This is a genomic window from Ruegeria sp. A4 (genome assembly GCF_056543025.1).
Genome location: NZ_JBQGAW010000001.1, coordinates 630,103 through 643,238 on the forward strand (window position 1 = coordinate 630,103; position 13,136 = coordinate 643,238).

General features: G+C 56.5%; 13 protein-coding genes. 8 read left to right on the plus strand and 5 right to left on the minus strand.

Annotated elements, in window-relative coordinates; translation table 11 throughout:
• Positions 1-53: 53 nt before the first annotated feature.
• The 6 genes from ACR0E2_RS03130 to ACR0E2_RS03155 all read left to right on the plus strand — a co-directional run bounded on the left by ACR0E2_RS03130 (position 54) and on the right by ACR0E2_RS03155 (position 5,292).
• Positions 54-842: an ABC transporter ATP-binding protein gene (locus ACR0E2_RS03130; RefSeq protein WP_152457994.1), complete on the plus strand. Its 789-nt coding sequence runs from the start codon at positions 54-56 to the stop codon at positions 840-842.
• Entirely contained in the window at positions 839-1,669 is an 831-nt protein-coding gene (locus tag ACR0E2_RS03135; RefSeq protein ID WP_152457995.1) for an ABC transporter ATP-binding protein, read from the plus strand. Before ACR0E2_RS03130 ends, ACR0E2_RS03135 begins: the two co-directional genes overlap by 4 nt.
• A gap of 327 nt (positions 1,670-1,996) precedes the next feature.
• Positions 1,997-2,326: a hypothetical protein gene (locus ACR0E2_RS03140; RefSeq protein WP_152457996.1), complete on the plus strand. Its 330-nt coding sequence runs from the start codon at positions 1,997-1,999 to the stop codon at positions 2,324-2,326.
• Positions 2,327-2,535: 209 nt separating this feature from the next.
• Entirely contained in the window at positions 2,536-3,546 is a 1,011-nt protein-coding gene (locus tag ACR0E2_RS03145; protein WP_152457997.1) for a branched-chain amino acid ABC transporter permease, read from the plus strand.
• Entirely contained in the window at positions 3,543-4,856 is a 1,314-nt protein-coding gene (locus tag ACR0E2_RS03150) for a branched-chain amino acid ABC transporter permease (protein ID WP_480445139.1), read from the plus strand. Before ACR0E2_RS03145 ends, ACR0E2_RS03150 begins: the two co-directional genes overlap by 4 nt.
• A 181-nt stretch (positions 4,857-5,037) precedes the next feature.
• On the plus strand, positions 5,038-5,292 hold the full coding sequence (locus ACR0E2_RS03155; protein WP_171115893.1) for a hypothetical protein: 255 nt from the start codon (positions 5,038-5,040) through the stop codon (positions 5,290-5,292).
• A gap of 32 nt (positions 5,293-5,324) precedes the next feature.
• Here the strand turns inward: ACR0E2_RS03155 and ACR0E2_RS03160 are convergent, their stop codons facing one another.
• The gene (locus ACR0E2_RS03160; protein ID WP_480445141.1) at positions 5,325-6,872 is read right to left on the minus strand and encodes a helicase HerA-like domain-containing protein; all 1,548 of its coding nucleotides are present in this window, start codon (positions 6,870-6,872) and stop codon (positions 5,325-5,327) included.
• Positions 6,873-7,320: 448 nt separating this feature from the next.
• On the opposite strand from ACR0E2_RS03160, the gene ACR0E2_RS03165 reads away from it, so the two are divergent.
• Positions 7,321-7,899 (plus strand): invasion associated locus B family protein, encoded by a 579-nt coding sequence (locus tag ACR0E2_RS03165; protein WP_480445143.1) that lies wholly within the window; start codon positions 7,321-7,323, stop codon positions 7,897-7,899.
• Positions 7,900-7,950: 51 nt separating this feature from the next.
• On the opposite strand, the gene ACR0E2_RS03170 is transcribed toward ACR0E2_RS03165, so the two are convergent.
• The 4 genes from ACR0E2_RS03170 to ACR0E2_RS03185 are packed head-to-tail and all read right to left on the minus strand — an operon-like array spanning position 7,951 to position 12,192.
• The gene (locus ACR0E2_RS03170; protein WP_171231625.1) at positions 7,951-9,159 is read right to left on the minus strand and encodes a beta-ketoacyl-[acyl-carrier-protein] synthase family protein; all 1,209 of its coding nucleotides are present in this window, start codon (positions 9,157-9,159) and stop codon (positions 7,951-7,953) included.
• A gap of 9 nt (positions 9,160-9,168) precedes the next feature.
• Complete coding sequence (locus ACR0E2_RS03175) at positions 9,169-9,426, minus strand: acyl carrier protein (RefSeq protein WP_171204768.1); 258 nt, start codon at positions 9,424-9,426, stop codon at positions 9,169-9,171.
• A gap of 32 nt (positions 9,427-9,458) precedes the next feature.
• Positions 9,459-10,550, minus strand: a complete 1,092-nt coding sequence (gene lpxD / locus ACR0E2_RS03180; RefSeq protein ID WP_480445145.1) for a UDP-3-O-(3-hydroxymyristoyl)glucosamine N-acyltransferase — start codon at positions 10,548-10,550, stop codon at positions 9,459-9,461.
• Positions 10,551-10,584: 34 nt separating this feature from the next.
• The gene (locus ACR0E2_RS03185; protein ID WP_480445146.1) at positions 10,585-12,192 is read right to left on the minus strand and encodes a L,D-transpeptidase family protein; all 1,608 of its coding nucleotides are present in this window, start codon (positions 12,190-12,192) and stop codon (positions 10,585-10,587) included.
• Between the two features lie 350 nt (positions 12,193-12,542).
• Between ACR0E2_RS03185 and mepK the strand changes: the two genes are divergently transcribed.
• Positions 12,543-13,112 carry a peptidoglycan L,D-endopeptidase MepK gene (gene mepK, locus ACR0E2_RS03190; RefSeq protein WP_152458006.1) on the plus strand — a complete coding sequence of 190 codons (570 nt, stop codon included), beginning with the start codon at positions 12,543-12,545 and terminating at the stop codon, positions 13,110-13,112.
• Positions 13,113-13,136: the final 24 nt, after the last annotated feature.

A 13,136-nucleotide genomic window follows, 5' to 3' on the forward strand; every position in this document is an offset into this window, starting at 1 on the left:
ACCCGGCAAACGGGGTCGAGACAACAGCGCCGAACAGGCGGCAAGGGGAAAAGATGATCGTCGTCGAGGACGTGCACAAGCATTTCGGCGGATTTCATGCGGTGGACGGGGCATCGCTGGAAATCCAGAAAGGGTCGATCACCGGCCTGATCGGGCCCAACGGGGCAGGAAAAACCACTCTGTTCAATGTGATCGCAGGTGTTCTGCCGCCGACCAGCGGCAAGGTGGTGATGGATGGCGAAGATATCACCGGTCTGCCCCCGCATGAATTGTTCCACAAGGGTCTGTTGCGCACGTTTCAGATTGCACATGAATTCCCGTCGATGACCTGCCGTGAAAACCTGATGATGGTGCCCGGCGCGCAATCAGGCGAGTCGCTGTGGAACACGTGGTTTGGCCGCAAGCGCATCGCTGATGAAGAACGCGCGCTGAAGGCCAAGGCCGATGAGGTGCTGGAGTTTCTGACCATCGAACATCTGGCCGATCACAAGGCGGGTCAGGTCTCGGGTGGTCAGAAAAAGCTGCTGGAGCTGGGCCGCACGATGATGGTGGATGCCAAGATCGTGTTTCTGGACGAGGTCGGCGCGGGTGTGAACCGCACCCTGTTGATGACCATTGCCGACACGATCCTGCGCCTGAACAAAGAGCGCGGCTATACCTTCGTCGTTATCGAACATGACATGGATTTCATAGGCAAGATCTGTGATCCGGTCATTTGCATGGCTGAAGGCAAGGTTCTGGCTGAGGGTACCCTGGACGAGATCAAGGCGAACGAGCACGTGATCGAAGCCTATCTGGGCACCGGCCTGAAGAACAAAGACAAACTGGAGGCAGGCGCGTGAGCGACAACCCCTATCAGGATGACAAGGGCAACAAGGACGCCTCGATCACCAATCCGCACGGTGTCGGCACCATGACGCCGGCCCATCGCAAAAGTGGTGCGACGCATAAGGTCGGGGGCGGCCCGTTTCTGATCGGCGACACCATGACGGGTGGCTACGGCAAAGGGCCCGACATCCTGCATGATTGCACCATCGCGGTGGACAAGGGTGAAATCGCAGTCATCGTCGGCCCCAACGGTGCGGGAAAGTCTACGGCGATGAAAGCCGTGTTCGGGATGCTGGATGTCCGTTCAGGGTCTGTGCGTCTGGATGGCGAGGATATTACAAACCTCACCCCACAGGATCGGGTCATGCGTGGCATGGGCTTTGTGCCGCAAACACAGAACATCTTTACCTCTATGACGGTGGAAGAAAACCTGGAAATGGGTGCCTTCATCCGTCGCGACGACATCAGCCAGACGATGGAGCAGGTCTATGACCTGTTCCCCATCCTCCGCGACAAGCGCAATCAGGCCGCCGGAGAGCTGTCGGGCGGACAACGCCAACAGGTCGCCGTGGGCCGCGCCCTGATGACCCAGCCCAAGGTGCTGATGCTCGACGAGCCTACGGCAGGTGTTTCGCCGATCGTGATGGATGAGTTGTTCGACCGGATCATCGAAGTGTCCCGCACCGGCCTGCCGATCCTGATGGTCGAGCAAAACGCCCGCCAGGCCTTGGAGATCGCTGACAAGGGATACGTTCTGGTTCAGGGGCGCAATGCCTATACCGGAACAGGCAAGGAACTGCTGGCCGACCCCGAGGTGCGAAAGTCGTTTTTGGGCGGCTGATCGACGCTTTTCAATGGCAGGTTTTCATGTGGGGCCAGTCGAGATTCTCGGCTGGTCCTTTTGCTTGATCGCAATGCGCAAAATTGAAGGCCAGAACATGGCAAACGGTGCTTCAAACCGAGGCTCAGGACATGAGAGCCTGTATTAGGTGTCTGAAAAATATCAATTAATCTCCTGCGGGCCGTTGCGGAAAAAGACTTTGAAAACGCGCCGAATGCCAATCTGCTGCTTTAATCAGGCCCAATTTCAAAAATATCGCTGCGCACGAACACCTAAACCAATCCCCGAAACGCGCCCCGGTTGGGGACACAAGAATTGGAAGTCAAAATGAAAAAATGGATGATCGCCGCCCTGGTCGCACAACTGGCAACCGGTGCCGTCGCTCAGCAGCGCGAATTTGTGTGTACATCGGAAATTGATGGAACCGAGTATCGGCTGACACGGTTCGAAGGTGCGCAAAAGGGATCGGTCAAATTCGGTGACACGACCGGGGACGCGCAGGTGTTTCCGGGGCTGAACAACTTGACGTTCATTCTGACGACCGAGCAGCATGTCATGACGTTCTTCGTCAAAAGCCCGGATCTGTCCTACAACCTGTCTATCCGCCGCCCGGTTCTGCAAAATGATCGCGGCCAATGCACGGAAACCGGTGCCTAGACCCGCGATCTTTCATGATTTCGGACCGCGCCCCTCAGTGTGGCGCGGTCTTTTTCTTTGGGGAAGAACCAAGGGGCCTCTGCCAGCGTGTCCGAAGCCTGCCAAGCGGCATAAAAACATGCATAAAGCCCTAAAAATCATGTTCCAAATTGTTGTGTCTTTCGTCGGCGTCGTGCCATAAAGCCGCACCCGGACAGTGAGAAGAAATAATGGATCTACTCAACGCGCTTGTTGCGCTTGCGAATTTTGTGTTGGTTCCAGCGGTCGCTTATGGCAGCCAACTGGCATTGGGCGCGCTTGGCGTGACCCTGATCTACGGCATCCTGCGGTTTTCGAACTTTGCCCATGGCGACACCATGGCCTTTGGCGCGATGGTCGCCGTACTGGTCACATGGGGGTTGCAGGCCGCCGGAATCAGCTTTGGACCGTTGCCAACCGCCCTGCTTGCCCTGCCCTTTGCCATCCTGGGCTGTATCGTGCTGGTGCTGATCACCGACAGGCTGGTCTACAAATTCTACCGTGAACAAAAGGCAAAGCCCGTTATTCTGGTGATCGTCTCCATGGGCGTGATGTTCATCATGAACGGCCTTGTCCGGTTTATCATCGGGCCGGATGACCAACGGTTCTCGGATGGGGCTCGGTTCATTGTTTCGGCGCGCGATTTCAAGGCGATGACCGGTCTGCGCGAGGGTCTCGCCATCAAGACGTCGCAAGGTATCACGGTGATCGTGGCCGTTGTTGCCGTGGCGCTGCTGTTCTGGTTTCTGAACAAGACGCGCACGGGCAAGTCGATGCGGGCCTATTCGGACAACGAGGATCTGGCGCTGCTGTCAGGCATTAACCCGGAACGTGTGGTGATGATCACATGGATCATCGTTGCGGCGCTGGCCACAACCGCTGGCGTTCTTTACGGGCTGGACAAAAGCTTCAAACCCTTCGTCTACTTCCAGCTTTTGCTTCCAATCTTTGCCTCGGCCATCGTGGGTGGTTTGGGCAATCCTCTGGGCGCCATCGCAGGCGGGTTTATCATCGCGTTTTCCGAAGTGACGATAACATACGCCTGGAAGAAGGTGCTGACCTATGTGTCGCCTGAAAGTCTGGCGCCGTCAGGTTTGGTCCAGCTCCTCTCGACCGATTACAAGTTCGCGGTCAGCTTTGTCATCCTGTTGATTGTGCTTTTGTTCAAGCCCACGGGACTTTTCAAGGGAAAGGCCGTATGACCGACTCTGTCAAAAACACGCTGCTGTTCGCAATTGTCGGTGGCCTGATCCTGTTGACCGGTTTCACGCAAAGCTGGAACACCGCGATCCTGATCCTGAATATGGGGCTGATTTCCGCCATCATGGCGATCGGTGTAAACCTGCAATGGGGTTTTGCCGGTCTGTTCAATGTGGGCGTGATGGGCTTTGTCGCACTGGGCGGTCTGGCCGTCGTACTGGTTTCAACGCCGCCCACGCCCGGTGCTTGGGCTGCCGGAGGTTATGGCATCGTTCTGTCTTTGCTGCTGGGCGCCGCGACAGTTGTTGCCGCCGTTCTGGTGGCAACAAAGCTGCCGAAAGGCCGTGTGCAAACCCTGACGATCATCGCCGTTCTTGTCGTGGGCTTTTTTGTCTATCGCGCGGTGTTCGATTCCAGCATTGCGGCGGTCGAGGCCATCGACCCGGCAATTGCCGGCAATATCGGAGGTTTGAATCTGCCGGTTCTGCTGGCCTGGCCGGCGGGTGGTTTGCTGGCGGCGGGTGCTGCGTGGCTGATCGGTAAAACGGCGCTGGGCCTTCGCTCGGATTATCTGGCGATTGCCACATTGGGGATCGCCGAAATCATCATCGCCGTCATGAAAAACGAAGACTGGCTGGCCCGAGGCGTCAAGAATGTCTACGGCATCCCACGCCCGTCCCCCGTTGTGGGCTACGAAGTGGATTTGCAGAACGACCCGGCCTTTCTGGCGCGGGCCGAATGGTTGGGGTTGGATCCCGTCACCGCGTCCACCCTTTCGGTCAAACTCGGCTATTCGCTGCTGTTCATGATAGTACTTCTGGTTCTACTCTGGATGGCACAGATGGCGCTGAAAAGCCCGTGGGGCCGGATGATGCGCGCAATCCGTGACAATGAAGTGGCGGCTGAGGCCATGGGCAAGGATGTCACCCGTCGTCATCTCCAGATATTCGTACTGGGTTCGGCCGTTTGCGGTATCGCGGGTGCGATGATGACAACGCTGGACGGCCAGTTGACGCCAAGCGCGTATCAACCGCTGCGCTTTACCTTTCTGGTCTGGGTGATGGTGATCGTGGGTGGTTCGGGCAACAACTTCGGGGCCGTTCTGGGCGCATTCCTCATCTGGTTCCTGTGGGTTCAGGTTGAACCGATCGGCTTGTGGCTGATGAATGTCATTACCGCCGGCTTGCCGGACGGAAGTGCATTGAAAGCCCACCTGCTGGACAGCGCTGCACATATGCGCCTGTTCACGATGGGTCTGATCTTGTTGATTGTTCTCAGATTCAGCCCAAGAGGGCTGATCCCAGAGAAATAGATCACTTCCACCTTCAATAAGCGAAACCGCGCCTCTTATCCGGCGCGGTTTCTTGATTCTTAACGATTTTTTGAATAAACGGACACACCGCAGTGTTTTCTTTTTGCGGTATGTCGCCGGCACTCACATCCGTCTACGCCGATCTGTAACGATCATTTACACGTTTTGAAAAGAGTCAAAAATGAAAGCACCACGGTTCAAGACACTGCTTCTGTTTCCGGTTGTTGCCATCGTAACAACCGCCTGCATTCCCACTCCGGAAGAACTTGAAACAACTCCCGTCAAGGTTCAAACGCCCAAAGGTGTCGTAACCTGTCAGCTATATCGTCACGACCGGGTGACTTGGGACCGGGCGATTGACTTCCCGGCTTCGAAAATGTCCGTGCCGGAGGCTGACGCCTACTGCCGTCAGGAAGGCCAGCGTCGTTTGAAGTAAGTATTGCGGCGCCCGTGATGGGCGCCGTTCCGTCATCTGTTGCGGAACAATCCACCCAGAATACCGCGAACGATCCGGCGTCCGGTCGTTCCCTTCAGTTCCTTGATCACCGCGTCGGTCATCGCCGATGCAAACGTGTCTTTCCGCCGTTGCACCCGGGACGAGGATCTGCCGACCCGGGTTCCCGAATATCTGCGAGCCGAAGAATACTCTCGTTCCATCGGTGATTGTGCCTCCAGCACTTCATTGGCCTCTGCCTGTTCAGCGGCCTTGGCGGCGGCCTCGGCCCGAGCCTGAAGGATTTCAAAGGCCGATTTTCGATCAATACCATCGTCATATTTAGACGCCATCGGAGAGGCATCGAGAATGGCCCGCCGCTGGGCATCAGAAATGGGCCCCAACTGGGATCCCGGCGGACGAATCAATGTGCGCTCGACAATTCCGGGAACACCTTTTTTCTGCAGCATCGACGTGACAGCCTCACCAACGCCCACCTCACGAATTGCGGCTTCGGTGTCGAAGGCGGGGTTTTCGCGATAGGTTTCCGCCGCCAGACGCAGGTTCTTTCGGTCACGCGCCGTGAAGGCCCGCAAAGCATGCTGAACGCGATTGCCCAACTGCCCCAGAATATCCTCGGGAATATCGGCGGGATTCTGGGTGATGAAATAGACTCCCACGCCTTTGGACCGGATCAGGCGCGCAACCTGTTCGACCTTGTCCACCAACACTTTCGGAGCGCCTTCAAACAACAGATGCGCTTCGTCGAAGAAGAACACCAGCTTGGGTTTGTCAGGATCACCGACTTCGGGAAGCTCCTCAAACAATTCACTCAGCAGCCACAATAGGAATGTCGCATACAGCCGTGGCGCGGCCATCAGTTTGTCCGAAGCAAGGATGTTAACCATCCCCTGCCCGTTTTCATCGGTGCGCATCAGATCGGACAGATCCAGCGCAGGTTCGCCAAACAGCTTTGTTCCGCCCTGATTTTCCAACACCAGCAATCGCCGCTGGATCGCGCCGATCGAGGATGTCGATACATTGCCATATCGCAATGAAAGCTGGGCCCGGTTCTCGCCGATCCAGACCAGCAGCGCCTGAAGGTCTTTGAGATCCAGAAGAGGCATTCCCTCTTCATCGGCCACGCGGAACGCGATGTTCAGGATGCCTTCCTGCGCTTCGCTCAATTCCATCAACCGGGACAGTAGCAAAGGGCCCATTTCAGTGACCGTCGTCCGCACCGGATGGCCTTGTTCGCCAAAAAGATCCCAGAACGTAACCGGGCAGGCTGAATAGGCAAAATCGTCGAACCCAATGCGTTTGGCACGATCCATAAATGCCTGATGCAGTTTATGCGCGTCGCTTCCGGGCAAAGCCAGGCCCGACAGATCGCCTTTGACATCGGACAAAAACACCGGAACTCCGGCTTGGGAAAAGCCTTCCGCAAGGATTTGCAACGTTACGGTTTTACCGGTTCCGGTGGCGCCGGCAATCAGCCCATGACGGTTCGCATATTTCAGCGCCAGTTCCTGCGGCTGGCCATAGCCTTCGCCTCCGCCACCCAAAAATATATTCTTGCCCATTAACATTGCCTTATGTTTCACCGATCCGTGACCAGCATACAAAGTTAACCTTTGACTGCGATAGTCAATTTGCCCCGCGTTTGTTTCCTTCACGTGGGGCAGACTTCCTCCCTGTCGACTGGCCGTGCCTTCGGGCACGGCTTTTTTGCAGGTTCAAATTTGGTTTCAAAGTTCTGACCGTAATATTAAAATTTGAGGATAGCTGTTGACCCGTCTGCACCCCTTTCGTAGGGTTTGCGCATAAATAAGTCGGCCAGTCCGACGGGGAGAACCTTTTGGAAAAGAGAGCTGGCTTATACAGCTCTCTTTTTCTGTCTCAGGGCAGTTGGTTTCTGGTGTTCTGGCAAGAATCCGTTCACGTTCAGACATGGCGTTCTGTTAGTGCCTGACACCAGTTCGGAAGAGTGTTAAACGAAGCAAAAAGCTCAAGCATCAAGTCGAGGCATTCATGATCAAGAAAATCCTCTCGCTAAGTACAGTGGCGGCAATTCTTCTATGTGGCGCAGCATATGCGCAGGACACAACGACCCCCGAACCGGACAACGGTCTCGATTTGGGTCAGGAAGGCCCGCGCCCCGGAGAACAGTTCGTCAAGGAAAAGTTCGGCGACTGGGACTTGTCCTGCATCAAGGCGCAGCAAGGCGAAGACCCGTGCGCCATCGTCCAGATTCTGAAGGGCAACCAGGGTGATCCGATAGCTGAGGTGTCGATTGGAAGACTGCCCGACGGCGGCGCGGCAGTTGCATGGGCGAATGTGATCGTTCCCTTGGAAACACTGCTGCAAGCTCAGCTCGCCCTGTCCATCGATGGTGCGCCCCGCAAGTTGTACAACTATCATCATTGCCTGCCTGTTGGCTGCGTCGCGCAGCTGGGCCTGAGCCAAGGCGATATCGATGCAATGAAAGCTGGCACCAAGGCGATCTTTTCGCTGGTTCCGGCCCGCTTCCCTGATCAGGTACTGGAGATGGAAATGTCGTTGTCCGGCTTTACGTCCGGCTATGACACTCTGACCGTCAACGCGAACTGAGGGTGCGTTTACGATTGTGCCGCCGCACCGACTGCGGCGGCGCTTCGCGGATCAAATCCGCTTCAACGCCAAAACCGCATTCAGCCCGCCGAAAGCAAACGCATTGCTGAGCGCGACGTCAACTTTGGCTTCCCGAGCCTCGTTCGGCACAACATCAAGCGCGCATTCCGGATCGGGTTCCTCGTATCCGATGGTGGGTGCAATCACACCGTCCCGTAGCGCCATGATACATGCCAAGAGTTCCACCGCACCGGTTCCACCAATCAGGTGACCATGCATGGATTTGGTCGACGATATCATCAGGTCGTCAGCATGGGGCCCAAAAACATCCGCAACGGCGGCGCATTCGGTTTTGTCATTCGCGGCCGTCCCGGTGCCGTGTGCGTTGATATAGCCCACATCGCTTGCATTCAATCTGGCGTCGGCCAAGGCACCTGACATGGCCCTTGAAGCCCCTTGCTTGCTGGGCATCACGATATCGGCCGCATCCGACGACATGGCAAAACCAACGACTTCGCACATGATCTCGGCGCCACGGGCGCGGGCGTGTTCGTATTCCTCGAAAACAAAGACCCCGGCCCCTTCGCCCTGTACCATTCCGTTGCGGTTGGCGCTGAACGGTCGACACGCATCCTTGGACATGACGCGCAACCCTTCCCAGGCCTTGACGCCTCCAAAGCACAACATGGATTCGGATCCGCCAGTGATCATGACCGGGGCCATGCCGCTTCGGACCATCTGAAAGGCCTGTGCCATGGCATGGTTCGACGACGCGCAGGCGGTCGACACGGTGAAGCTGGGGCCTTTGAGATTGTGTTCCATAGAAACATGGCTGGCCGCCGCATTGTTCATGAGTTTGGGAACAACAAACGGGTGTACCCGGTTCTTTCCGTCCTCATAAACCGAGCGATAATTGTCATCCCAGGTCGATACGCCACCGCCGGCGGTCCCCAAAACAACACCTGATTTTGCGGCCAACTCTCCGTGAAACTCGATGCCGGACTGATCGATGGCCTCTTTGGCGGCGGTCAGAGTGAACTGAGTGAACCGGTCATACAACGACATCTGCTGACGGTTGAACCGACCTTCAGCCTCAAAGCCGCGAACCTGCCCGCCGATTTTGATGGCCAACCGATCAACATCCCGAAATTCCAGTTCCGAGATGCCGCAACGGCCTTCGCGCATGGCTTCCAGGGTGTCAGGAACCGAATGACCCAGTGAATTGATCGTACCTGCGCCGGTAATGACAACACGTTTCATGAGCGTCAGTCAGACCTTTTCCGACACGAGCTTTTCGATCCCGGCAATGATCGCAGCGACATTGGATATGTCAAAATCGTTGGCCTTGGGTTCGTTGGCGTTGAACGGAATTGAAATGTCGAACTCTTCCTCGATGGCGAAAATACTTTCGACCAGACCAAGGCTGTCGATTCCCAGATCTTCCAGCGTGCTTTCGGGCGTCACATCCGATGGCTCCAGCACGGCCTGCTCTGCAATGATTGCGATGACGCGGTCGCTGATGCTCATGTCGATCCCCTGATTTTCAGTTTGACGATGATTTAATCGCTTGGGGTCTGTTTGAAAACAGCCTTTTTAAGTGCCTCAACGTCGCGTGCCATTCGGGGCAGTCGCCGCTGCGCCTTGTAGACATCGGTATGGGTCTCCATTTTGATGCCCGGATACCCCATGATGACGCGCCCGGCGGGCACATTTGACAGAATCTTCGTGCCCCCGCCCGAAATGACGCCGTCTCCTATGAAAATATTGTCGACCACTCCGGTCTGACCGCCCAGAACGACGTTGTTGCCGATCTCGACCGAGCCGGACACACCCGTCTGACCGCACAGCAGACAATCTCGCCCGACGCGGGTGTTGTGCCCGACATGGACAAGATTATCCAGCTTGGTGCCGTCACCGATCCTCGTGTTGCGGATGGTTCCATTATCGACGGTGCAATTGGCGCCAACCTCGACATCGTCACCAATCTCAACCGCGCCCAAAGAATGGATACGAAGCCAGCTTTGGGCCTTGGCGTCCCCCTGATCACCCAACGTTTCGCGGGCGCGCTCAGCGCCAGAGACCTCGGGCGTTACGAAACTGAACCCGTCGCCGCCAATTCTTGCACCGGGTTGCGCGATGAACCGATCCCCGATTTGCGCGCGCGCGCCAATGCTGACCATTTCACGCAACAGGGCCTGTTCTCCAAGAATGGCGTCCATTCCCACCACGCAGTGTGCTCCGATGACCGAGCCCGAACCTATTCGCGCCCGAGCACCTACAACAGTCAGAGGTCCTATCGCCACATCTGGTCCAATTTCGGCCGTTGGATCGATCACTGCGGAAGGGTGAATGCCCGGTTCAATCCCTTGCCCGCGATCCAGCATTGCGGTGATCCCCGCCATCGCCATGCGCGGACGCTTCACGAAAATGGCCGCTCGCAACCCCATTGCCTGCCAATCCGCGCCTTCCCACAGAACGGCGGCGCGCGCTTCCCCTTTCGAAAGCGCTTCGGCGTATTTCGGTGACATGGCCATGGCCAGGTCGGTTGGGCCAGCATCACCCGGTTCGGCCGCCCGCACGATCGTCAGGCCACCATCGCCTTGGCATTCGGCACCCAAAGCGTCGGCGATTTGCTGAATGGTATACTGCATCTCGGGCTTCCTTTTGGCAGGATTTGCCCTGTGCTTACCCCTGAATGTCCGGCAGGGCCACCCCTGCCTTTTGCAGGGCCTCCCAAATCTTGCGGTCCCGGCCATAGACATCGCGGCGATACTGCACCTCGCCTTTTGGCCCGACATATGCCGTTCTATAGATCAGGTGGACCGGAACTTTTTGCTCCAAATCAACCTTGGTTTCCTTTCCCGTGTTCAGAACACGATGAAAGAATGCCTTGGGATCCTCTTCCTGTTTGGCCAGCAATGCATAAGCAAATTCGAAAGGCTGTGCCAGCCGGATGCAGCCGTGCGAGAACGCCCGCACCTCACGCGCGAACAGGCTTTTCTGGGGCGTATCATGCAGATAGATGTTATACTTATTGGGGAACATGAACTTGACCAGCCCCAAAGCATTGCTTTTGCTGGGCGGCTGGCGCATCGCAAAAGGAAAGCTCCGCGCGGTGAACTGATTGAAATCAACCGCCCCGCGATTGACCTGCCGGCCCCTGCTGTCCGTGATCTGGATATGACCGACCGCGTTGGGGTTCGCTTTCAACTTCGGCAGGTATTCCTTGGTGATGATCGAGCGCGGGACATACCAGCTGGGGTTTATCACCATATGTTCCATCACGTCCGAGAACTCTGGGCTGCGGCGATCATGCGTGTTCTTGCCGATCACCGCACGGGTTTCAAACGTGACTTGCCCGTCATCCACGATCTTTGCCGAAAAATCTGTCTGGTTGACAAGAATATGACGTGCGCCGCGTTCCCGAGGCAACCAGCGTTCCCGTTCCAGAGCGACATAAACAGCCTTGAGCCGGTCCACGGCCGGGCGATTCAACTCGGCAATCGTGCCCTTGCCTGCAACGCCATCGGGTTCCAATCCATGCGCGTTTTGAAAGGCCCTGACCCCTTCCAGCAGCGCGGCGTCGAAAGACGGGTTGGCCGATGGTTTCATGTAGCCCATCAACACCAACCGATTGCGAAGCTTTACAACATTGGGCCCGGTATCACCGTACTCCAGCTTGGTTTCCGGGACAGTCGCCCCCCAACCGCCTTGATCTACCAAATCCTGAAGCGCCAGTTTCTGCTTCATCAGAGCCCGGTACTGACGGGTTTGAGGAGCCAATTGAGCAAGATACGCGGCGCCCTGTGTGTTCAGGGCGTTCAGATGCTCGGCCGCGCTGCGACGATCCACCGACCGAACAAGTCCGTCGTCGATATTTCCGGGCCGAAGAAAACCTGAGTACAATGCGTCGGCAAACTCTACGAAAACCCTACTCAGTTCAGCCTCAACGGCGCCAAGGTCGCGTGTCGAGCGTGCATCCTGCATTTTCTGAATCAAGGATGAAACAGTGGCATCAGCCTGCGGCAGACCGTGCAGATGCGCATGTGACAGTGCCTGGATCAATGCGGCCCGGCGTTGCATATGCTCATCGGATTCACCCACCCAAATCGGCGAAAATCCGTTTGTCCGGTAAAACTCTGCGATCTTCGATTCCCGTGGGGTATGTTCTGCTACGGCCATCTGAAACGCCGTGTTGTGCGCAGGTTCAGAAGTGGTGTTTGCCATACTGGCGGTGGCCGCAAAACAGGCGGCAAGCAGGATACTGGTACGGGTTCGGAAAACAGAAAGCATTGGATGGCCTTGGAATCAATGGCTTGGTTGGTGATACGTGCGTCGAACAACTATGAGTTTGGTTGCGCAAACTTGTCTATTCACAAATTCCTTACCGAATTGCTTCTGTTGGCGTCTGATGCGCGTTTGCATCGGCCCGGTGATGCGCAGCCAACACCTGCAAATATTCTGCGCTCGGCTGTGACATTTGCGCAAAAATCTGCCGAAAATTCCCCCTTGAAAAGGTGACTATGAAACACTTCTTGGCCGTCGAATCCGATTGTGTCATAAATTCCGCATCTGGGATGGGAAAAATTAAGACAGCGCGCGTAACATCGTGCGCAGGCAGGAACAGTACGGGACGAACCAAAATGACCAAGAGCAGTTCCTCGGGCTTGACCCGACGTGCCCTATTGGGTGCGTTTGCAGCAACAGCAGTCGCAGCAGCACCCACCTACTCCAAAGCAGCAGGCTTTTTGCGCGGCGGCGGCGATATCCGTCGCATTCGCATGTATTCCGGTCGCACGGGCGAACGGTTGGACATGATTTATTGGGTCGATGGTAAATATATCAAGGACGCTGTCAAAGAAGTGAACCATTTCATGCGCGATTGGCGTACAGATCACGTAAAATCCATCGATTTACGCACGATTGATATCATGGCGGCATCACACAACCTTTTGGATGTCAACGAACCTTACATGTTGCTGTCGGGCTATCGCTCCCCCCAGACCAACGCCATGCTCCGCGCCCGCTCTCGCGGCGTCGCCCGGAAATCGCTTCATATGAAGGGACAAGCGGCAGACCTGCGCCTGTCTTCCCGCTCCGTCTCGCAGATGGCTAAGGCTGCTATGTCATGCCGGGCCGGCGGTGTCGGTCAATATTACGGGTCCAATTTCGTGCATATGGACTGCGGTGTCGTCCGCACCTGGCGCGGCTAAGACAGCGACTTCACGATCTCGGCT